A 21,653-nucleotide genomic window follows, 5' to 3' on the forward strand; every position below is an offset into this window, starting at 1 on the left:
TCTGCAGGTAGTCAAAGGCAAGGCACAGATTAACATGGCGATAACATTTTTCTGGATTCTGGTGGCACTGGCCTATGTCGGCATGCTGTTCTGGCTGGCACAACGGGGGGATCAGTCTGGTTCTCGGGCCAATAAACTGGCACGCCACCCTGTTATCTATAGCCTTGCGCTGGCCATTTACTGTACCTCCTGGACCTATTATGGAGCCATTGGCGAGGCAGCTAAATCGCAGTGGCAATACCTGCCCATCCTGCTGGGTCCGATACTGTTGTTTATTTTTGGCTATCCCATGCTGCACAAGATGCTGCTAGTGAGCAAACGCCAGAACATTACCTCGGTATCAGATTTCATTTCCTCCCGTTACGGTAAGCGGCGCAGCATTGCGGTAATGGTGACACTGCTGATGACCCTGGCTACCATCCCTTATATTGCCCTTCAGCTTAAAGCCGTTGACGCCAGTTTTGCGGTTTTTGCCAACCTTGAAAGCAGCGGCGAAAACAGTATTAAAGCGCTGGTGGCAACCCTCATTATGGCCTTGTTCGCGGTACTATTTGGTACCCGTCATGCAGACATTACGCAGTACCGCTCAGGATTAATGCTGGCAATTGGTGCCGAGTCACTGGTGAAATTATTTGGCCTGTGTTTTGCGGGATTATTTGCCTATGCCCTGCTGATGTCACCACAAACAGACTGGCAGGCCGTGCAAGCCCAAGCAGCACAATGGTCTGGCTGGCAGGGATCCGGCTTTGACTTTGTGGTGCAGGCGCTAATGGCCGCTGCGGCCATTTTCTGTTTGCCCCGCCAGTTTCATGTGATGATTGTTGATAACCACAAAAGTGCACATCTGGCCATGGCGCGCTGGTTGTTTCCCCTTTATTTGCTGCTCACCGCCGTGGCCATCATTCCGGTTTCCATAGCCGGTAACATTCTTTTTGCCGGCAGTGGTGTCGATCAGGACACCTTTTTAATGCAGTTGCCCCTCTCTCAGGGACATCATCTGCTCAGTCTGTTGGTGTTTGTGGGCGGCATCTCTGCGGCGACAGCCATGATTGTTGTCTCCGGTCTGGCATTGTCCACCATGCTGACCAACGACGTGGTGGTGCCATTGTTACTGAAGAATCAGCCCCGGCGCTGGCTTAAAGACAAAAATTATCAGCAGCGCCTGCTGATGATTCGCCGCCTGGTGATCCTGCTGATTTTACTTCTGGCCTACAGCTACTTCGTTAGCTGGGCAGATGGTAGTGCCTTATCCAGCATGGGTTTGCTGGCGTTTTCCCTGGTGGTACAACTGACCCCCGCTATCCTTGGCGGGCTTTACTGGAAACAAGGGCATGCCAGTGGTGTGATTGCCGGACTAACATTGGGTGTCGGCTGCTGGGTGATGTTTGTGTTGCTGCCCTTATCCGCTGCCGATGCCACGCAGGACAGCCTGGCGATTATTACACGGGGCGTCGCCATCAGCTGGGCCGCCAACCTCACCGGCTATCTGCTCTTTTCGCTCAGTGCAGGGCATAGCCTGCTGGAGCGGATGCAAGCCAGCGCATTCGTGACACCGAATGCGGACACGGGCATCAATAAACGGGTCAGTGCTAAAAGCAAGATCCGCAATGCTGATCTAAAAGCGCTGCTGACAACCTTCATTGGCGCCAGCCGAACCGAACAACTGGTGGGCCACTATTGCAAAGAGCACAACACCACGGTTTCCGACAACGAAATACCGAGCGACGACTTTATCCAGTTTTGTGAACGCAGCCTTGCCGGTGTGCTCGGGGGTAGCTCGGCACGTTCTTTAATCAAAGTGCTGATTTCAGGTCAGCAAATGGAAGTGGAAGAAGTCTTTACCTTCTTCGAGGACACCACCGAAGCGCTGAAAACCAATCAGGCTATCCTGTTCAGCAGTATCGAAAACCTGACCCAGGGGATCAGCGTGGTAGATAAGGATCTTAAACTTGTCGCCTGGAACAAAGCCTATCTGGATCTGTTTGATTACCCGCAGGGCCTGGTGGAAATCGGTCAACCCATCGCCAACCTGGTGCGCTATAACGCCCAGCGTGGTGAATGTGGCCCCGGCGACATCGAAGAGCTGGTAGAAAAGCGCCTGGCGCACATGCAACAGGGCTCAAAACACCGCTTTATTCGCCGCCGCTCAGACGGGCGTGTGATTGAAATGAATGGCAACCCCCTGCCTACCGGTGGCTTTGTGACCAGCTTTACGGACATCACTGAGCATGTGGAGATTCAAAAAGCACTGGAAGACGCCAATATTGATCTGGAAAAGCGTATCGATCATCGCACCCGCCAGATCCGTGAAATCAATCAGGAGCTGAAACAGGCCAAACATCAGGCAGAAGAAGCCAATCGCTCCAAGACCCGTTTTCTGGCACTGGCCAGCCACGATATTCTGCAACCCTTGAACGCCGCGCGCCTGTACCTGTCAGCTCTTAACGAAGAAGAGTTATCTGAGCATAACCTACAGATAGCGAACAAACTTGGCGCATCCCTCAACGCCAGTGAACAACTCATTTCAACCCTGCTGGAAATTGCCAAACTGGAACAAGGGGCATTAAGTCCGACCCTATCCCATTTTGCTCTGACGGAACTGTTACATTCATTAGAACAGGAGTTCAGAGGCACAGCCGAGCGAGACGGGGTAACACTACATATCCGGCCGTGCGACGCTGTGGTGCATAGCGACCCGACCTATCTGCGTCGCATATTGCAAAACCTGGTTTCCAATGCCATTAAATACAGTCCTGGTGGCAAAGTATTGCTCGGTTGCCGCAGGCGCAGTGACCACCTTTTGGTGCAGGTTTGGGACAACGGACTGGGCATTTCCCGTACCGAACAGGACGCCATTTTCTCTGATTTCTACCGCGCCCATCAGGGCCAGATTAAAGGTGTGGGACTGGGACTGGGTGTAGTGAAAAAAATGAGTGAGCAACTCAATCACCCCATCACGGTGCGTTCACAGGTTGGCCAGGGTAGTTGTTTTACCGTGCGCATCCCACTCGGCAGCCCGTCTTTGGGCCACCGCACAGAGCACAATCAGACCGCCCTTGTCAGTTTTGACCGTACCCGCGTGCTCTGTGTGGACGACAATCCCACCAATCTTGATGCGCTGCGTAACTTATTGAACAAATGGGGCTGTGAGGGTACCTATCTGAATAAGGTGGCAGATGCGCTCGATTACGCTCGCCAGCACCCGGCTCCAGATGTGTTGATCATGGACTATCAGCTTGACAGTGAGCACATCGATGGGTTGGGTCTTATCCGGCAATTGCGCCAGCACTGGCAGCAGGAGCTGCCCGCCCTGCTGGTCACAGCAAATAAAGACGAAAACCTTAAACACCATGCCCGGCAAATGCAGGTAGGTTTCTTAGCCAAGCCCATTAAACCGGCAGCGCTCAAGGCCTGGATAGAACACCATAGGGGATAGCGTATGATGCATCACCTAAACCCAAACCCCCTCACCTTTTTGCGCGGGTGCAGCGTTGCGATGTTTGCGTTGTTCTATCTGGTGCCAGACTTTTTCATGAAAATAGAATGCGATGGTGTTTACAGCCGGTTCAACAAGCGCCACCAGGCCACCGATAAGCACATCACCGGTAAGCAGGTAAGTGATGCCAAATGCAATACCAAAATGTAGCAGTGCAAAGGTCAATGTCTTAGTCATGGTCCGCTCCTCAAACTGTTGATGAGTAGCCTAGCAACCACGAAACCACCTTGATAACGATTAATATCAAACAATATAATCTATTCTTGCGATTACGCAGTCAGGCACTACGAACCTCTGCTATGCCTTAAGAGCTTGCCCCAAACCACAGCTCCCCGGAAATGACAGCATCCCGTTAACTCTGCGCCTTGTGTGCGCCGAGTCTGTGCAGATTAAAACTAGGTGCCAGATGGTTTTGGGGTGGGATCACTATAAGGCTGTTGCCAATATTTAAGGCATATTGCGCTTCGCCGGACATAAAAAAACCGGTCGCCTGAAACGACCGGTTTTACATTCTGTGAACCTTAGCTAAGAAGGCTTAGGCCACTGACTTTTTCTTCGATGCAGATGTCTTCTTGCCCAGGTTTTCAAGCTCACCAGGCGCAAAATCATCAACGCTCAATGCGTTACGACGCAGTCCGTCCGTGCGCTTAAGCTGCTCGGCTTCATGCTGTGAGATAATATCCTGCTCCAGCGCCGCTTCAAGCATTTTGTCAAAGGGCAGTTTACGAGCAAGCTGCCCCGCTTTTTGCGCCTTGAGCAATTTCTTCTCGATCGGTACCACATCATGCATGGCCATGAAGGCACGCTCAACAATGCCCACCGGATCGTCTTCTTTATCCCCGATGTAGCACAGGTGAGTCAGGCGATCGCGCATCACTCCAGGCTGCATCAGACTGTCGCTGACCTGCTGCGTGATGTCATCCTGAGGCATCTGATAATGCACGCCCCAGGGGAAGACAACCCTTTTCACCACATTGGCCACCAGACGATTCGGGAAGTTCTGGAAGAACCCCTCGAAGGCATGACCAATTTTGTACATGCAGCGCTGCAATGAATAATGCACAAAGGGCAGATCGGCTACCTGGCGTCCATCACTCTCATAACGTTTAAGCACGGCTGAAGCAATGTACAACTGGCTTAACACGTCACCCAAACGCGCGGAGATCATCTCTTTACGCTTCAGGTCACCACCAAGAATCAGCATGGAGAAGTCAGCACACAGCGCCAGACCTTTTGACATGCGTGACAACTGCTTGTAGTAAACGGCCGTCTCGCCAGATACCGGCGCCGAATTGAATCGGCCGGCCGTCAGTCCCTGCCACAGCGAACCAAAGAAGTTGCCGGCAGCAAACGCCACGTGTTTAATCAACAGGCCATCAAAGTCCTTCAGACCCTGTTCGGCGTCTTCATTGGCCGCTGCTTCCATTTCAGCAAACACATAAGGATGACAGCGTGTTGCCCCCTGACCAAAGATCATCAGGTTGCGGGTAAGAATGTTGGCACCCTCAACAGTGATGGCCACAGGCGTACCGAAATACTGGTGACCCAGATAGTTCTTCGGCCCTAACTGCACGCCTTTACCGGCATGCACATCCATCGCATCATTGATCACCTCACGGGACATTTCGGTCATGTGATATTTGGCGATGGCAGTGACTACCGAGGGGCTCTCGCCCAAATCAATAGCACCGGCTGTCATGGTGCGCATAGCTTCCAGGGTATAGGTCAATCCACCAATGCGCCCCATGGCTTCCTGCACCCCTTCAAACTTACCAATGGACAGACCAAACTGTTTACGTGCTACAGAATAGGCGCCGGTTGTGCGTGCAGAAAGCTGTGCATTCGCAGTAGCCAGGGCTGGTAGTGAAATACCACGACCGGCAGACAAACACTCTACCAGCATGCGCCAGCCACGACCGGCATAATCGGGCCCACCAATAATCCACTCCAGTGGAATAAAGACGTCTTTACCGCGAGTGGTACCATTCATAAAGGCCATTGCCACAGGATAATGGCGCTCGCCGGTTTCCACGCCGGGATGATCAGTTGGGATCAGCGCACAGGTAATACCCAGTTCTTTCTGGTCGCCTAACAGGCCATCCGGATCGTACATTTTAAACGCCAGCCCCAGTACGGACGCTACCGGCGCTAAGGTAATATAGCGTTTATCCCAGGTCAGTTTCAGACCCAGAACCTCTTTACCCTCATGCATCCCTTTACAGACAATGCCTTCATCGGGAATGGCACCCGCGTCAGAACCGGCTTCTGGTCCGGTCAGGGCGAAGCAAGGCACATCCGTGCCGTCGGCCAGACGAGGCAACCAGTAATCTTTCTGTTGCTGTGTACCATAGTGCATCAGCAACTCACCCGGACCCAGTGAATTAGGCACCATCACGGTCACCGCCGCGCTCAGCGAGCGGGTCGATATGCGTGACACAATGGTAGAATTGGCAATAGCAGAAAACTCTTTACCGCCAAAAGACTTCGGAATGATCATGGCAAAGAAGCCTTCCTTGCGCAGATACTCCCAGACCTCTTTAGGAAGGTCTTTTTGTTCATGCACAATTTTATAGTCGTCCAACATCGCCAGCAGGGTTTCAACCTGGTTGTCCATAAAGGCCTGCTCTTCTTCGCTCAGCGCAGGCTTGGCATAACCGTGTAACTGGTTCCAGTCCGGCTTTCCGCGGAAAAGCTCCCCTTCCCACCAAATTGAACCCGCTTCCATGGCTTCACGTTCAGTACTGGACATGGGTGGAAGAATTTTTTTGAATATCTGAAATACCGGTTTGGTAATCAGGTTTCGTCTGATGTCGGTCACCCCCAAAATAATGGCGGCGAGCACAACAATAATTAACAAAATAGACATAATAACACCCTCAGGTTATGCAATTTCCAATACCGGATTTGACTGATTCATGCTGACATGGGCTTTTGCCCCCACGCCAGCTGAGATGTAAGGCATTAACCGGTGGATAATGCCTTCGACTGTCACTTGTTGCTGGTAGTCAGCCAGCGCAATTTCGCTCAGGGCCTTACTCGATGCCATGGTGAACACGAAGGTGCCAATGGCAAAGTGTAAGCGCCAAAACAATTCCGCTTTAGAGAGCTCGGGCACCGCCAGGTGCACCGCATCGACAAAATTCTTCAACATTTGCCCATAGTGAAAGGTAATATATTTACGCAAGTGCCCCTGGGATTCGGAGTAACCGCGACCGAGCAACCGTACAAACAACGCAGTACCGTCGGGACGCACCTGATTGAGCAACAACAAGGGTTTCACAAGACTGGTAAAAACCTGTTCCACACTGGGCTGGGGGTGTTCTGCCAGCAAGGCTTTTACCTGCTGGTCCACCTGCGGCATAAACACCTTCAGGTAGCGTTGTAACACTTCCTGAATAAGCTGCTTCTTCGAGCCAAAATGATAGTTGACCGACGCCAGATTCACCTTGGCCTCAGTAGTAATGGCACGTAAAGACGTGTCACCAAAGCCATGTTCGGCAAAAAGCTGCTCTGCAGCATTTAAGATTTGTGTTTTGGTATCCATTGCCATATATCAAACACCCAATTCAAACAGTAGTTTGAATTTAACCCTATCCCGAACTAATTTCAAGCGCCCGTTTGAAAATTATTTCATTGGGCTTTCTCGTTCATGATCACATTTTGTTACTGGTAGGATGTGTTTAATTTATTGTATTTAATGCATTTTTTATATTTATTTAAAAGAAGGGCAAACTTTGCGGAACTGAACACAAACTGAACAGGTCGTAATAATCAGTAACATGTTGTGTGTTTCCTTCTCTCCCTGGACCCGATTTCACTAGCGCTTTTTGAAACCGGGTCTTTTTTTACGCCATCTTCTGTCTCAATGCTGCGTGCCCATACCAAATTGCCGACACCTTGATATACTGGCGGTCACGGCTGAACGCACTTTGTCTCATCAGCCTGATAATAATAACGAGGGAATACTATGTTTCGACAGAAGATCACCATGCCCGCTCTGGTTGTGGCCATGGCACTGGGTACTGTGTCTTGTGAACAACAGGCACAGAATCAGGCGCAGGGTAATGCACAGGCACTGACGGCCGAAGACGCACGTAATTTTATCACCAATGCACAGGCCGAACTGGAAAAGCTGCAGTTACCTGCCGTCCAGGCTGCATGGGCCTATGCCACCTACATTAATCAGGACACCTCCGCCGTTTCCGCGTATCTAAGCGAGAAGTTCTCATCCCGACAAGCGGAACTGGCGAAAGAAGCGGCCAAGTTTAACGATATTCAGGTGGATGCCGACACCCGTCGTCAGCTTAACCTGTTGGTCAACTCCTTTGTGCTGGCGCCGCCCTCTGAATCTGCAAAATCAGAGCGCCTGGCCAAACTGTCCTCTGAGCTCGATGGCATGTATGGCAAGGGTAAGTACTGCCCTGAGAAAGGCGAATGCATGAGTCTGGGCGATATGACCGCTAAAATGGCCAAAGTTCGTGACCACAAACAATTACTCGATATCTGGCAGGGCTGGCGTCAAATCAGCCCACCGATGAAACCTTTGTATGAAGAGCTGGTTACCCTGGCCAACGAAGGAGCCCAGGAACTTGGCTTTGAAGACACCAGTGACCTGTGGCGTGGTAAATATGATATGCCCGCCGAGGAATTTGGTCCGGAGCTGGATCGCACCTGGAATCAGGTCAAACCCTTCTACGACGCCCTGCATTGTCATGTCAGAGCGAAGCTCGGTGAACACTACGGAACGGATGTGGTACCTCAGGATCAACCGATTCCGGCGCACCTGCTGGGCAATATGTGGGCACAAACCTGGGGCAACATTTATGAGCTGGTCAAACCCGAGCAAAAAATGACGGTGCCCAATGTAACCAAAGCGCTCAAAGATAAAGGTTACGACGAAATTAAAATGGTGAAACAGGCTGAGTCTTTCTTTAGCTCACTCGGCTTCGACCCATTGCCCGAGACATTCTGGGAACGCTCACAGTTTACCAAACCCCGTGATCGTGACGTGATTTGCCATGCTTCTGCATGGAACATCGACGATAAAGACGATTTGCGTATCAAGATGTGTATCCAGAAAACCGGTGAAGAATTTAACGTTATCCACCATGAGCTGGGGCACAACTACTATCAGCGCGCCTATAACCAGTTACCTCTGGTCTACCGTGGCTCCGCCAATGATGGTTTCCACGAAGCCATTGGTGACACCATCGCCTTGTCGATTACGCCTAAATATCTGAAAAAGATTGGCCTGATAGAGAATATCCCCGATGCGTCTAATGACATCGGCATGCTGATGCAGGTGGCCCTGGATAAAATCGCCTTTATTCCCTTTGGTCTGATGGTGGATCAGTGGCGCTGGAAAGTTTTCTCCGGTGAAGTAAAGCCTGAAGATTACAATAAGGCCTGGTGGGAATTACGTGAGAAATATCAGGGTGTCAGAGCCCCCATTGAGCGCCCAGCCGATGCGTTCGACCCGGGTGCCAAATACCACGTACCTGGCAATACGCCCTACACCCGTTACTTCCTCGCGCATATTCTGCAGTTCCAGTTCCATAAGGCACTGTGTGAAATTGCCGGCGATACAGGCCCCATTCATCGCTGCTCAATTTATGGCAGCAAGGAAGCCGGTAACGCCCTTAACGCCATGCTGGAAATGGGACAAAGCCGCCCGTGGCAGGAAGCACTGGAGAGCCTGACCGGTTCACCACAAATGGATGCCACCGCGGTTCTGGATTACTTTGCCCCACTCAAAACCTGGCTGGATAAGCAGAACGAGGGCCGTCAGTGCGGTTTCTGAACCCGTCAGTAAAGAAATTCAGATAAGTTAAGGCCGGCTTTCGCCGGCCTTTTTATTTTCATTTCGGCGATTCTTCCTGCTGCTGGGTGTGCAGCGGTTGAACCTGGCTCTCTTTTTTAAGGGTACCAAACAACCAGTCTCCGATAGGATAAGTAATATTAAAGTTGTATTGGCTCATCCAGTCCAAACGATGGTGATCCTGATGTAACTGACGTAAGCGCCGCATACCGGGGATTCGGTAGATGAAGCTTGTATCAGATACATGAAATATAAAGTGAAACACCTCATAATTCAGAAAGTAAGCAATGCCGGTAAACGCAAACAGGTAGCCCACATTGGGTGTCATCAGCCAGGCCAGCAACATCCCCACAGGCAGGGCAAAAACACCGATAAAAAACAGCAACATCACCGGTGGGAATAACACCGCGTGAAAGTCCCGGCTGTTGTCAAAAGCCATGGTTTGATCAGTGAAAAACCTATGGTGCTGTTTGGCATGGCGCTCAAAAATGATCTGCAGTCCTTTAACCGGCTTGTGCATGGGCCCCTTGTGACCAAAATACTCTGCCAGGTTGGCATACAAAAACGTCACAGGAATGGTGAGCCATTCCCACATGGTCACTGATTCCAGGCGGGTCAAACACAGTCCCATTCCCACTAAGCATAATGTGATGGTAAAACCAAAATGAACATAACCAGAGTAGAGTCTGCCAATGTTTTTCGCCCTGTAGTGCTCGCGAAATGTACGGATGGCAGCCGGACTCATCGTCTTCATATACGTATCTCCTGAGCTCACAATATTATCTGCGCATTTGACAAATGCATTGCCAATGCTCCCAATAGTATGGAAGGATCAGCGTAGCACTCTAAAGGCAAAGTACATTGACCACAGAACACATCACACCTGACATGACACACCATTTATCCGGCGCGTACCTCAAACGACTGTTGCAATTTGGTCAGCAGTCCGGTTCGGTTCCCGCCATGGCCCGCCCTTTTATGCAAGGACACAGCGGTCAGCGTGTCCATGTCAACCTGCTCTGCGCACTGATGGACAGTCTCTGTGCACAACACGCCGATGCCACCTTTGGCCTGCGTTTTGGTCTGAGTCTGGATACCCATGCCTTTGGCTTTCTCGGTTACCTGGCCCAGGTGGCACCGGATTTACGCCGGGCCATGGATATGCTGATACGCTATGAAGTGCTTGCCAGTTCAGCAGGCAGCGCCCGTTTTCATCAGCAAGACCAGCTTTGCCATTTGCAATGGCACCCTCATGTTGCCGAGATTTCCGCGTCTGTCAGTGATGCCTTCTTGGGTGGCTGGTATGCCTGTGCCAGCCAGATCACCGGCCGCCAGCTGCCACTGACAGCCGTTCACCGTCGACAGACACTGCCTACTGACATCCTCAGGCGCTATGAAACACTCTGGCAAACCACCGTGGTGACAGGGCAGAAATATGATGCACTGGTGTTTGACCCCGAATTTCTGTCCACACCATCACAGTTTGCCGATCCGGTCATGTATGAAACTCTGTTGCAGGAATCGGAGCGACTGAAACGGTTACTGAGCCATCAAAGCGATATGATGATGCACATTCAGACACTCACCATTGCCGCCATCAGGCAAGGAGACGTGCCCTCTTTAAAAGACATTGCCGCTCAGCTTGAACTACAACCTTTCAAGTTACAACGCCTTTTAAAAACACATAACAGCACCTTTTCCAGGGTGCTGGATGAAGCAAAATACAGCCTCGCCTGTGAATGGCTGGCCCATGCCGGTATGTCTTTATCGGGCATCTCTGAGCGGCTGGGTTTTTCTGAACCCAGTGCCTTTTCACGAGCCTTTAAGCGCTGGAGCACAATGCAGCCCAATCAATACCGCCATCAGATTGGACTGGAGCCCAAACATTAGACCGCGTTATCTGCGAATGGAAAGTGCTATGCCAACATCACCTACAGGATATGTGTTCCGCGTATTGGGTAATGATTGCTGGGATCTTTTATCCATTTAAGGCCATTGACCAGGGTATCGACATCCGGGCGCACAAAAGGATTATTGGAAATATCTACCACCTGTAACCTACCGTCGCTGTTGATCACAAATAGCCCGGGCTCAGCAAACACATGGTCGGTTTCCTGTGCTGATCGGGGTTCTGATACATACAAGCCCAGCGTTTTCATCTGTAACGGGCTGAGTCCGTAAGCAATGGGATAGCTCACCTGAAGCTCATTCTGATGACCTTGCAACTGTGCTTCACCGTCAGCGGAGATGGCCAGAATATCGACGCCGATAGAGGCCAGCGCAGCTCTGGCACCCTCAAGCTGTCTGAGATATCGCGTGCACATGGGGCAATGCTGCCCGCGATACACCACCAGCATTTTCCAGTCATATCCCGGGCTAATATCAGCCAGCTTGACCTGTTGCCCCCCGGGCAGCGTTGCCTGGATATCAGGAAATGGCGAGCCGGCCGGCAGTTTTTCACTTCGATATTGATTGCTCATTCTGACTCCTGAAACAAAGCTTTAAGGTGTTTTTCATACCGGACTAAATCGGCCTCTGCCTGGGCATTTTTCATCACATCATGACAGATAAAGGTTGGCAGAGGCTGCATACCGAAGAACTTAAAGTTCATGTGCATAGGGAACATCAGGTCATCTACGCTCTTACCTTCAAAAAATTCAGTTGTGTCGTTGAAGGCCTCGGCCGGCGCATTAGCTGTCAGAGACAGCATATATTTCTTGCCTGTCATGGTCCCACCGCGGCCATAGTTTTTCTTCGGCTGCGCTTCGGAGCGTCCATCACCATGGCATAATGCTCCCCCCATCCCTGCCGTGTAGACCTCGTCCATATACTTTTTAAATAACCATGGCACCCCCATCCAGTTGACCGGCGATTGCAGGATGATCACATCAGCCCATTGGTGCAGCTCTAGCTGTGCTTCCACATCCAACTCTGGTGTCATGGTTACCACAGTGACCTGGTGTCCCATCAGTTGCAGTTGCTTTTCGGCCTTTTCTGTCAGGGTCTTATTGAGCCTGCCTTCTGAAAAGGGGTAATGTTGATGGGCATTGATAATTAAAATATTACTCACGCATTGTTCTCCAAATGAAATCTCATAAATGTTGTCTTGAAATAAATAGGTGGTATATTTTAGTAACCTTTGAATTTAAAACAATTAGTATACTTTTTGTAACCTGGTAACAATGGTGGCTTAGAACGTGAAAAGCACAGTAAAAACAGTAAGTAACGGCCGTAAAAAAGTGATAGATGCTTGCCATGAGCCCTGTGCTATTGAAAAAGGCATGCGCCTCATTGGTGGGAAGTGGACAGGCTCAATTATTTACCATCTCAAAGATGAGCCAGTACGCTTCAACGATCTGTGCCGAATGTTAGGGGGCGCAAGTAAAAAGATGATAGATCAGCGACTTAAAGAGCTCGAAGCCAAAGGTATGGTCAAGCGAACGGTAATCGCACAGCGTCCGGTTGCCGTGACCTACCAGCTTACGCCCTTCGGGCAAACTGCATTGGGCTTTTTAGAAGACATGCGTAAATGGTCTGAACAACACGATTTGTAGTGTTCAGGCTATGCTGTTTTGCTTTATCGTTGTTCGTTCTGAACAAATTATGGCTGCTGCCAGCTATTCGGCCAGGCTTATCGTTTTTTGTAAGCCAGCCTCACATCCATGTCAAAACTCATCCCCGCCGCGTACCTGCCGTTCTACCTTGATATAAGTGGCGTCAGTGGGCAACGTCCCGGCCTGTTGAATATCAACCAAGGTCAGTCTATATTGCGTATCCTGATACTCAAATATCTCGTTTTGCCCTTCCCTTAACCAGACACGGTCTAGCACAAGGGTACCCGAGGTACGACTGGTATGACTGGTGTTAACGATAAACCGGGCTTTCTTATCGGCAGAATCAATCTCCACCGGCCACACGTACAGACCATCCGAGATCGTTAAAAAGAAATGTCTTCCCAGCCAATCACTGGGCTTAACCCAGCTGGTTCCAAGCACAGTCTGCCAGCGAGTGATGGGCGAAGTAGCAACCGGCTCGACAGGCACTGAAGCGGGTCCTCTCCCCTCTTGGTGGTCAGCCTGTTGCGGAGGCAGGGTCGCCGATGATGACGTTTCGGGCCTGTCCGCAAGGGTCTCGCTATCATAAGGTGAAGGCGCAGAAAAACCGTCATTAATACTGCTCATATCCGCCGATTGTTTGGGCGGATTCACCGCGTACACCAGCAAAAAAATCGCCACCGTCCCTCCGGCTCGGGCAAAAGGAAGGTCAATGTGTAAAAAGCCCGGAAGCGAACCGCCTACCAGTCCGGCACCCAGTGCAGCAATAATCCTTAAATATAATCCGGCTTTGTCATACACGTGAGGGTCATACAGCACAAATAACAGGGGAATAAACAGTAAGATAATACCAACGGCCAGCAACACATAATCAGGACGCTGTGGCATCGCATTGCTAGGGTTTTGGGGTGACATAACCCATCTCCTTATTGGTCAGGTTTTACCTTTATCTGACACCACCGGTAAAGGTGACCCTGACACTTAAAAGGAGTCCCAATACGTCAGAAACTGATGACTGCACGCTATTTTTTACCAGACTACATCTTATTTGCTTATTTGTCCTCTTGCACCCGGACGGGAAAAATACACCACTGAATCAGCAACCCATCACGCAAGATACTAAAATGCGCCGGATTTATGAGTACATGGGTAAGGCGGGTACGCCGAGCATAAAAAAAGGCCACTGACTTTCCAGGCAGTGACCTTTACTTGCACTATCAACGTTTTACTTAAAAGGTGTAGACGCCTCTGATGTAATAGAAGCCACCATTAATCCCCATAGGTGAGGTAGTGGGATACTTAGACCCTACTACGCCAGCGAAGGGGTTCAGATCCGGTTCGTTGTCGAACAGGTTTTTGGCACCACCGGCAATCTGGAAGTCATCGGTAATGAAATAGCCGACTTCCATATCCACCGTTAGCTCAGCACCGGGATAAATATCCAGACCACCACCCGCATCAACGTGATCCTCGTAGTAGTCACCGAAGTAGTTCAGACGCATCAGCGCTCTGAAATCTTCTTTTGACCAGTTCATGGTATAGGTCGCACGGTGCGCTGGCAGGTTATCTTCGAGCATTTCAACCTTAGCCAGATTGATGTTATCCGGGTTGAAATCATCGACCGTGGTATCCGTCCAGTTATAGGCCAGTGAATATTTCATGTCACCGCCAAACACTTCATTGCTGTAGTTCATGACCACATCAATACCCTGAGTGGTGGTATCGAAGTCATTGGTAAAATACACCACACTGCTGAAGCTGGTGGCATCACGAATACCCTGAGCCAATAGTGAGTCAATGTCATCCTGAGTCAGTGGAATAGCAGAGGTCCGGCTCAGACGATCGGTCACTTCCACATTGAAATAATCAATGGTCAGGTACAAACCGTTCTCAAACTCACCTACCAGACCGAAGCTGTACGCCACAGAATCTTCCGGCTCCAGGGGTTCACCACCTTTAAGTGCCGCGATAGGATTCGTCGGTGGCAGCAATGCCTGATCCTGCAGCTGCGTGCCCACAAAGGCCGTGGTGACGTTAATCACATTACTCTGGCCCACTGTGGGAGCCTTAAAGCCCGTGCTCACCGCACCACGAATAGCAAAGGTATCGGTCATCTGCAGGCGGGCAGAAAGCTTACCGTTAAAGGTTGAACCAAAGTCGGTGAAATCCTCATAACGGGCGGCAGCACCGATCATCAGATTTTCCGTCAGATAGGCTTCAACATCTACATAGCCTGCCCAGTTACCGCGGCTCCACTCGCCAGCTGCTTCCGGTTTGATTCCCGGGAAACCGTTAGAACCAATACCAAAGCCCTGAGAGGTTCCGGTGGCCGGATTAAAGGCTAGTGGCCCTACAGCAAAAGATGCCGGATCACCAGCTTCCTGTTTGAAGGTCTCACGGCGGTATTCAATACCCGCGGCAAAGGCCAGTGGCTCATACAGGCTGTCAAAGGAAAACTCTTTGGAGACATCCAGGTTAAAGTTTTTATCTAACTGACTGGCTGTGCCCGGCGCGAACTCGGTAGGCGTATCAGGCCCCAGAGACGGGTTGAGTGTGTTTTTAATTTTATACTCGATTTGCGAGTAGCCCATACCGATACTGATATCGTAGAACCATTCGCTCTCGGTATAGCCCTTGGTGCCCATAACAATGGACGCATCGGTCACGACACCGCCAAAGCGAGGCGTAAAACCGCCCGGGAACATTTCGTTAAAGGCCCAGCAATTTGGGTTGTTAGCCACTTCATCAATGTAGCGAGGATTGTCCAGCACATTATCGCCCACACGAATATCGTTGGGGCAATTTCCACTCATATCACCGGTTATATCACCCACCAGAAGAAGCTGATGTCCTTCTCCTTCATCAATTTCTCCATCCCCGTTTAAATCGGCAGGTTCAATGCCACCATCGTAAACACCGCCGCGGGTATGCGGGTTACGGTAATAGAAACCGCCTTCCACTTCTCGCTCAGCCCAGTTGGTGAACATGTAGGCTTCATTATCATTACCCAAATCCAGCCCGAAGTTACCCACCAGTTTGAAATCGTATTTGATTTCAGGAGTACCCCAGATTTGCGCCGGATTTTCGATATCCGGATTACCGGCAGCTGCCAGAGCGGCGGCGTCGTCACGCTGTACACTGCGACTGGTCGGATCGGCCTCACGATATTCCATGGAGAAATTAGCAAAGCCATCGTCGGTCAGCGGCAAACCTATATTACCGGCAACCTGCAATGTATCACCGTCCCCTTCCATGGTCTCGCCCCAGCGCGCTTCGATCATACCGCCGTCGGCATCATCTTTAAGGGCAAAGTTAATCACCCCGGCGATGGCATCAGAGCCATACTGAGCCGCTGCTCCATCGCGAAGTACTTCCACCTGCTTGAGTGCTGCGGCTGGAATATTGGAAATGTCCGGTCCCTGAGCCCCATCGGAGAGGCTACCGCCGAGAAAGGTAATAACCGCACTGCGATGACGACGTTTGCCGTTCACCAGCACCAGTGTGTGATCCGATGCCAGACCACGCAGGTTCGCCGGACGCACCAGTGTGGAAGCATCATTAATGGGCTGATCATTGACGTTAAATGAAGGTACGACCGTACTCATCATTGACATCATGTCAGTAGAGCCCTGGGCCGCAAATTCTTCAGCACCAATGATATCCAGTGGCACCGCCGAGTCTCCAACGGAGCGCGGGGCAGAACGGGTACCAACAATGGCGATTTTTTCGACCGGACCGGTTTCTTCAGCAGCAGGCTCTTCTTCCTGTGCTGACACATTTAAACTGACAGCCAGACTGGCTGCCGCTGCTGATGTGAGGGCATATTTAATGCTTTTAGATAGATGTGTGATTTGGGCAGGCATAGACCTTCTCCAACTTGTAGTTATTATATCGCTGGCCCGGTGCGCCTTACAGGCACTTCCGGTGCCGCATTTGATGCAATGCTTAACTGTTCGTCACACGTCGACTAACTCGCAATGTCTTATTGTTATACAGTACGAAAGTACAGTCTGTGAGTTGAACGATGATCCGCCGCCATTACATCGCTAACCGACTGAAATCAGGGGTTTTATGCGATGTTAGTTTTAGCGCAATTCACAAACTATCGGATTCGCAGATACAACATATCGGTTCGTCCGATGTAAGACAAGCGCTGTTTGTAAAAAAAATGTAATGTCGGAGCAGTGGGCCCAGACTCAGGCGCTGACCACCGCCATGATTGTCCATAGCAGCGCCGCCACGCCGGCAGCCAGGCTGGCGGGATACAACTGAGATTTGACATGGTCCATCAGATCACAGCCTGTGGTCATAGAACTGAGGATAGTAGAATCGGAGATGGGGGAACACTGATCGCCATAGACACTGCCGTTTAATACGGTGGCGAAGCACACCATCATAAACAGCTCTGGATTGGCCAGCTGTTGTTGTGTGGCAATGACCCAGGCCAATGGCATCGCCAGTGGGAAGGCAATGGCATAGGTGCCCCAACTGGTTCCGGTTGAAAACGCAATAACCATGGTAATAAGCTGCAAAGTCACAGGCAATGTCCAGTAGGGCAACCGTTCTCCCAATAAATCGATCAGGTACAAGCCGCCCCCAACCTCTTTACTGATGCCGCCAATGGTGATCGCCAGCATCAGCACCACAGAGGCCACCACTACGCTTTTCCAGCCGTCACCGAAGCCATCCAACAGGTTTTCCAGTGACATACCCTTGACCAGGGCGATGGTTGCCGCCAGCACCAGGGCCGCACCAAATGCCCAGTTGACTTTCGGAGAGCCCAGAAAAACAAAACTCCCCACAGCGATACCTAATAAGGTCACCAGCGGTAAAATAAATTCCCACTGATTGGGCCGGTAATGCTCGGGAACGGTGGCACGATGAAGCTCGCCGGAGCTCATAGGCCGTGCCTGCGGGGCATCCAGCTGCCCGGTTTCGGCGGCGCGCTGATTGGCTTTTTTCAGCCGCGTACCGGAGAAAGTCAGAAAATTCATACTCAGCAAAAAGGTACCGAATACCGCTAAAATCGCATAAAAGCTTAAGGGCACGCTGGCAAAGAAAAACGCGATGCGATCGGCTTCTGTGGCCAGAAAGGCCACCCCGGGTACAAAGATAAAGGCCTGCACATATGCCGGCCAGGCATTAAAGGCCAGAAACACGGCGATGGGTGACGCCGTAGAATCCACCACATAACTGAGCTCTTCGTGACTGACACCGGCTTTATCGGCAATGGGGCGCACGGTTGTGCCTACCAGCACGGTGCTGATGGTACCGCCCTGAAAAAACAGAATTCCCAGCATCCAGGTCACCACTTTGGCACTTTTGGGCCCGCGCACAAAGTGTGTGGTCATACTCTGTGCAAAGGCCTGCGCGGCACCGGTCTTCGCCCACACACCCGTCAGCCCGCCAAGCAACCATAAGTACAGGATGAGAATCCCAGCGGCGCTCTCCGTGCCAAGACTGGGGATCAGAACCTTATCAATGATGTCCATCTGCCCCATTAAAAAGGCGCCACAAACAATTCCGCCAAGCAACGCAATAATGGGTTCACGGCTGATAAGACACAGCGCAATCGTGATAAAAGCCGGTAACAGGGACCAGGCGCCGTAGTGATAGTCGGTCTTGAGCAGCACAATCTCGCCATCGGCTTTTTTTACCCATTGACGGCTTAGCTCTGGTTCGCCCTCCAATTTATCCAGTGCCGCCTGGCGCAAGGGTGACTCGGCATAATCGACCACCTCGTCAATGAGAATCTCTTCACCCTGGTGACGATATTTCAGTTTGCCGTCGGCGCTGATAAAGGTTTCATACAAATAGCTCTGCTCTTTCCATTGCGGATTCTGGTATTGATTGGCCAGCAAGGCGGCGACACAGGCCAGTGCTAACAGGATCCAGGTAAAGCCGTTGCGAGTCACTGCACTACTCCGCTAAAAGTATGAAATAAAAGGTAAAATAACACCCTTTACGGGTAAAAAGCGAGCGCAGATAAGTTGTTCATGTTGCCTGAACGGGTTAATCTGACAGGCAGATATTGGTTATCCCTATGGGCCCTATGCACGACCATCATCATCACCACCATCACACTCCGCCACAGGACAGGATAGCCACCGCCTTTTTTCTGAACCTTGGCTTTGCCATTATTGAGTTCATTGGTGGGGTGCTAACAAACAGCACCGCGATTATGGCCGATGCCGTGCATGACTTAGGCGATGCCTTGTCTATTGGTCTGGCCTGGCTTGCCAGTAAGCTGTCTGATAAACCGGCTAATCAACACTTTACCTATGGTTTTAAGCGCTTATCGCTGTTATCGGCGGTCTTTAATGCCATGGTACTGATTGGCGGAACCCTGTGGATTTTATCAGAAGCGATTCCACGCTTATGGGCACCAGAAATGCCCCATGCCCTGGGCATGTTTGCTCTCTCAATACTCGGGATTGGGGTCAATGGTTACGCCGCCTGGAAACTCCATGGCGGTAAAACCCAGAATGAAAAAATCCTTAACTGGCATTTGCTCGAGGATATGTTGGGATGGGTAGCCGTGCTCATTGTCAGTGTGGTGATGATGTTCGTTGACTGGCCCATCCTCGATCCCATTCTGGCCATAGGCTTCAGCCTATTTATTCTGATCAACGTGCTGCGTCACACTTACGCCAGTCTGGGGCTGTTTTTGCAACGTACACCCGACCCTGAACTGTTGCAGGAAATCCGCGATGACTTACTGCAAATAGACGCCGTAACCGATGCGCACCACCTGCACCTGTGGTCCTTAGATGGTGAAAAGCACGTGCTAACCGTGCATCTGGTCAGTGCTTGCCCATTGTCCGCAGTGCAATATCAGCAGCTTAAAGATAAGGTCAGTGACACACTGGCCAGGTTTGAGCTGGCTCATACCACCATCGAAATTGAGTTACCCGAAGAAGCCTGCCGTGATATCAGCCAATAAGCGGGCGGAATAGCTTTAAACATGGTGGCGGTGATGCGTATTTCCCCATACCTCCAAGACCTTAATGAACTGGCGTGATAACACGGTGGGGAGCCTTTGTCCTTTACGCCCTCGCCACCATTCATGCATGGTATAGACTCAGGCCATTGTCGCGCGGGCTTTTTGTTCGCAGGCGCGCAGATATTCCTCATAGGGTCCCTGGAAGTCAACGATGCCATCGTTAGTCATATCCAGCACTCGGGTGGCCAGGGAGGAGACAAATTCGCGATCGTGAGATACGAAAACCAAGGTGCCCTGATAGTTTTCCAGCGCGAGGTTCAGCGCCTCAATGGATTCCATATCGAGGTGGTTGGTGGGCTCGTCCATGACCAGTACATTAGGCTGCTGATTGATTAGCTTACCAAATAACATACGGCCCTTTTCACCACCGGATAAGGCTTTGACTGATTTTTTAATGTCATCCTGAGAAAACAACATGCGTCCCAGAATACCGCGGATAGTCTGTTCGTCATCGCCGCTGTTTTTCCATTGACTCATCCACTCAAATACCGTCATATCCTGCGCAAAATCCTCGCTGTGATCCTGTGCATAGTAACCAATGCTGGCATTTTCGGACCATTTCACCGTTCCGGATTTCGGCGCTAGCTGCCCCATCAGGGTTTTCAGCAGGGTCGTTTTACCAATACCGTTGGGGCCGATAATGGCCACTTTTTCACCCACCTCCAGCATTAAACTGAGATCGCGAAAAAGTGGCTTGTCATAACCACTGCAAAGTTGCTCCAGCTCTAGCGCCGTGCGGTACAGTTTTTTGTGCTGATTAAAACGAATAAAGGGGCTGACACGGCTTGATGCTTTCACCTCTGCCAGTTCGATTTTTTCTATCTGGCGGGCTCGTGAGGTGGCCTGCTTGGCCTTGGAGGCATTGGCAGAAAAGCGGCTGACAAAGGTCTGCAGTTCTGCAATTTTCTCTTTTTTGCGCGCATTCTCGTTGAGTAATTGTTCTCTGGCCTGGGTGGCCGCCGTCATATACTCATCGTAATTACCCGGATACAGGCGCAGTTCGCCATAATCCAGATCGGCCATATGGGTGCACACCTGATTCAAGAAATGGCGATCGTGTGAAATGATGATCATGGTCGCCTGGCGTTGTGACAGTACCTGCTCCAGCCAGCGAATTGAGTTGATGTCCAGGTTGTTGGTGGGCTCATCCAGCAACATAATATCCGGTTCCGCAAACAACACTTGTGCCAGCAGTACCCGCAGTTTCCAGCCCGGTGCCACTTCACTCATGGGGCCGAAATGCTGCTCCACGGGAATATCCAGCCCCAGTAGCAACTCTCCGGCTCTGGACTCGGCGGTATACCCGTCCATTTCGGCAAACTCTGTTTCGAGATCCGCCACTTTCATACCGTCTTCTTCACTCATCTCGGGCAGAGAATAGATACGATCCCGCTCCTGCTTGACCTGCCACAATTCCTTGTGGCCCATGATCACCGTGTCGACCACCGTATATTGCTCATAGGCAAACTGGTCCTGACCTAACACCCCGACCCTGTCATTAGTGTCCAGCATGACCTGGCCGGCTGAGGGCTCCAGCTTACCGGCAAGAATTTTCATCAACGTCGACTTACCGCAGCCATTGGCGCCAATCAGGCCATAGCGATTCCCTTCACCAAATTTAACGGAAATATTTTCAAACAAGGGCTTGGCGCCAAATTGCATGGTGATGTTAGCGGTAGAAATCATAATGGCCTGCAGGGATTGAGGTGCAAAGGGGTGATACCAACCAAATCTCTGGTATTGCCTGCACCGGTACGAAAATTAAAGGGCGCGAAGTTTACC

Annotated in this window: 15 protein-coding genes; 5 read left to right on the plus strand and 10 right to left on the minus strand. The window is 51.0% G+C overall.

Annotated features, from left to right (window positions below):
* Nucleotides 1–34 precede the first annotated feature (34 nt).
* Complete coding sequence (locus CCY32_RS02990; RefSeq protein WP_348638934.1) at nt 35–3,436, plus strand: PAS-domain containing protein; 3,402 nt, start codon at nt 35–37, stop codon at nt 3,434–3,436.
* A 15-nt stretch (nt 3,437–3,451) separates the two neighbouring features.
* Here CCY32_RS02990 and CCY32_RS02995 read toward each other — a convergent pair whose 3' ends face one another.
* The 3 genes from CCY32_RS02995 to CCY32_RS03005 form a co-directional block, all read right to left on the minus strand.
* Entirely contained in the window at nt 3,452–3,673 is a 222-nt protein-coding gene (locus CCY32_RS02995) for a DUF2061 domain-containing protein (protein WP_088329062.1), read from the minus strand.
* A gap of 358 nt (nt 3,674–4,031) precedes the next feature.
* A complete protein-coding gene (locus CCY32_RS03000; RefSeq protein WP_088329063.1) occupies nt 4,032–6,362 on the minus strand; it encodes an acyl-CoA dehydrogenase in 2,331 nt (776 codons plus the stop codon).
* 15 nt (nt 6,363–6,377) lie between these two features.
* Nucleotides 6,378–7,046 (minus strand): TetR/AcrR family transcriptional regulator, encoded by a 669-nt coding sequence (locus tag CCY32_RS03005; RefSeq protein ID WP_088329064.1) that lies wholly within the window; start codon nt 7,044–7,046, stop codon nt 6,378–6,380.
* Nucleotides 7,047–7,463: 417 nt separating this feature from the next.
* Between CCY32_RS03005 and CCY32_RS03010 the strand changes: the two genes are divergently transcribed.
* The gene (locus CCY32_RS03010) at nt 7,464–9,296 is read left to right on the plus strand and encodes a M2 family metallopeptidase (RefSeq protein ID WP_088329065.1); all 1,833 of its coding nucleotides are present in this window, start codon (nt 7,464–7,466) and stop codon (nt 9,294–9,296) included.
* Between the two features lie 58 nt (nt 9,297–9,354).
* Here CCY32_RS03010 and CCY32_RS03015 read toward each other — a convergent pair whose 3' ends face one another.
* The gene (locus CCY32_RS03015; protein WP_088329066.1) at nt 9,355–10,068 is read right to left on the minus strand and encodes a sterol desaturase family protein; all 714 of its coding nucleotides are present in this window, start codon (nt 10,066–10,068) and stop codon (nt 9,355–9,357) included.
* Between the two features lie 107 nt (nt 10,069–10,175).
* On the opposite strand from CCY32_RS03015, the gene CCY32_RS03020 reads away from it, so the two are divergent.
* Nucleotides 10,176–11,204 carry an AraC family transcriptional regulator gene (locus CCY32_RS03020; RefSeq protein ID WP_088329067.1) on the plus strand — a complete coding sequence of 343 codons (1,029 nt, stop codon included), beginning with the start codon at nt 10,176–10,178 and terminating at the stop codon, nt 11,202–11,204.
* A gap of 41 nt (nt 11,205–11,245) precedes the next feature.
* On the opposite strand, the gene CCY32_RS03025 is transcribed toward CCY32_RS03020, so the two are convergent.
* Complete coding sequence (locus CCY32_RS03025; protein ID WP_088329068.1) at nt 11,246–11,794, minus strand: redoxin domain-containing protein; 549 nt, start codon at nt 11,792–11,794, stop codon at nt 11,246–11,248.
* Nucleotides 11,791–12,384: an NAD(P)H-dependent oxidoreductase gene (locus CCY32_RS03030; RefSeq protein WP_088329069.1), complete on the minus strand. Its 594-nt coding sequence runs from the start codon at nt 12,382–12,384 to the stop codon at nt 11,791–11,793. The genes CCY32_RS03025 and CCY32_RS03030 overlap by 4 nt, the downstream gene beginning before the upstream one ends.
* A 127-nt stretch (nt 12,385–12,511) precedes the next feature.
* On the opposite strand from CCY32_RS03030, the gene CCY32_RS03035 reads away from it, so the two are divergent.
* Nucleotides 12,512–12,868 (plus strand): helix-turn-helix domain-containing protein, encoded by a 357-nt coding sequence (locus tag CCY32_RS03035; RefSeq protein WP_088329070.1) that lies wholly within the window; start codon nt 12,512–12,514, stop codon nt 12,866–12,868.
* A 111-nt stretch (nt 12,869–12,979) separates the two neighbouring features.
* On the opposite strand, the gene CCY32_RS03040 is transcribed toward CCY32_RS03035, so the two are convergent.
* The 3 genes from CCY32_RS03040 to CCY32_RS03050 all read right to left on the minus strand — a co-directional run bounded on the left by CCY32_RS03040 (nt 12,980) and on the right by CCY32_RS03050 (nt 18,783).
* Nucleotides 12,980–13,783 (minus strand): hypothetical protein, encoded by an 804-nt coding sequence (locus CCY32_RS03040; RefSeq protein WP_088329071.1) that lies wholly within the window; start codon nt 13,781–13,783, stop codon nt 12,980–12,982.
* Nucleotides 13,784–14,097: 314 nt separating this feature from the next.
* Complete coding sequence (locus CCY32_RS03045; RefSeq protein ID WP_088329072.1) at nt 14,098–16,731, minus strand: TonB-dependent receptor; 2,634 nt, start codon at nt 16,729–16,731, stop codon at nt 14,098–14,100.
* Between the two features lie 333 nt (nt 16,732–17,064).
* On the minus strand, nt 17,065–18,783 hold the full coding sequence (locus tag CCY32_RS03050) for a Na+/H+ antiporter NhaC family protein (RefSeq protein ID WP_088329073.1): 1,719 nt from the start codon (nt 18,781–18,783) through the stop codon (nt 17,065–17,067).
* Between the two features lie 128 nt (nt 18,784–18,911).
* On the opposite strand from CCY32_RS03050, the gene CCY32_RS03055 reads away from it, so the two are divergent.
* Nucleotides 18,912–19,811 (plus strand): cation diffusion facilitator family transporter, encoded by a 900-nt coding sequence (locus tag CCY32_RS03055; protein WP_088329074.1) that lies wholly within the window; start codon nt 18,912–18,914, stop codon nt 19,809–19,811.
* Between the two features lie 138 nt (nt 19,812–19,949).
* Here CCY32_RS03055 and CCY32_RS03060 read toward each other — a convergent pair whose 3' ends face one another.
* Nucleotides 19,950–21,557 (minus strand): ABC-F family ATPase, encoded by a 1,608-nt coding sequence (locus CCY32_RS03060; RefSeq protein ID WP_088329075.1) that lies wholly within the window; start codon nt 21,555–21,557, stop codon nt 19,950–19,952.
* Nucleotides 21,558–21,653: the final 96 nt, after the last annotated feature.

This window comes from Lacimicrobium sp. SS2-24 (assembly GCF_002201535.1).
Taxonomy (GTDB): domain Bacteria; phylum Pseudomonadota; class Gammaproteobacteria; order Enterobacterales; family Alteromonadaceae; genus Lacimicrobium.

Coding starts and splice junctions, on each gene's coding strand:
- CCY32_RS03045 (WP_088329072.1), bottom strand. CDS start 16,731: ATGCCTGCCCAAATCACACATCTATCTAAAAGCATTAAATATGCCCTC.
- CCY32_RS03060 (WP_088329075.1), bottom strand. CDS start 21,557: ATGATTTCTACCGCTAACATCACCATGCAATTTGGCGCCAAGCCCTTG.
- CCY32_RS03025 (WP_088329068.1), bottom strand. CDS start 11,794: ATGAGCAATCAATATCGAAGTGAAAAACTGCCGGCCGGCTCGCCATTT.
- CCY32_RS03005 (WP_088329064.1), bottom strand. CDS start 7,046: ATGGCAATGGATACCAAAACACAAATCTTAAATGCTGCAGAGCAGCTT.
- CCY32_RS03010 (WP_088329065.1), top strand. CDS start 7,464: ATGTTTCGACAGAAGATCACCATGCCCGCTCTGGTTGTGGCCATGGCA.
- CCY32_RS02990 (WP_348638934.1), top strand. CDS start 35: ATGGCGATAACATTTTTCTGGATTCTGGTGGCACTGGCCTATGTCGGC.
- CCY32_RS02995 (WP_088329062.1), bottom strand. CDS start 3,673: ATGACTAAGACATTGACCTTTGCACTGCTACATTTTGGTATTGCATTT.
- CCY32_RS03000 (WP_088329063.1), bottom strand. CDS start 6,362: ATGTCTATTTTGTTAATTATTGTTGTGCTCGCCGCCATTATTTTGGGG.
- CCY32_RS03055 (WP_088329074.1), top strand. CDS start 18,912: ATGGGCCCTATGCACGACCATCATCATCACCACCATCACACTCCGCCA.
- CCY32_RS03015 (WP_088329066.1), bottom strand. CDS start 10,068: ATGAAGACGATGAGTCCGGCTGCCATCCGTACATTTCGCGAGCACTAC.
- CCY32_RS03040 (WP_088329071.1), bottom strand. CDS start 13,783: ATGTCACCCCAAAACCCTAGCAATGCGATGCCACAGCGTCCTGATTAT.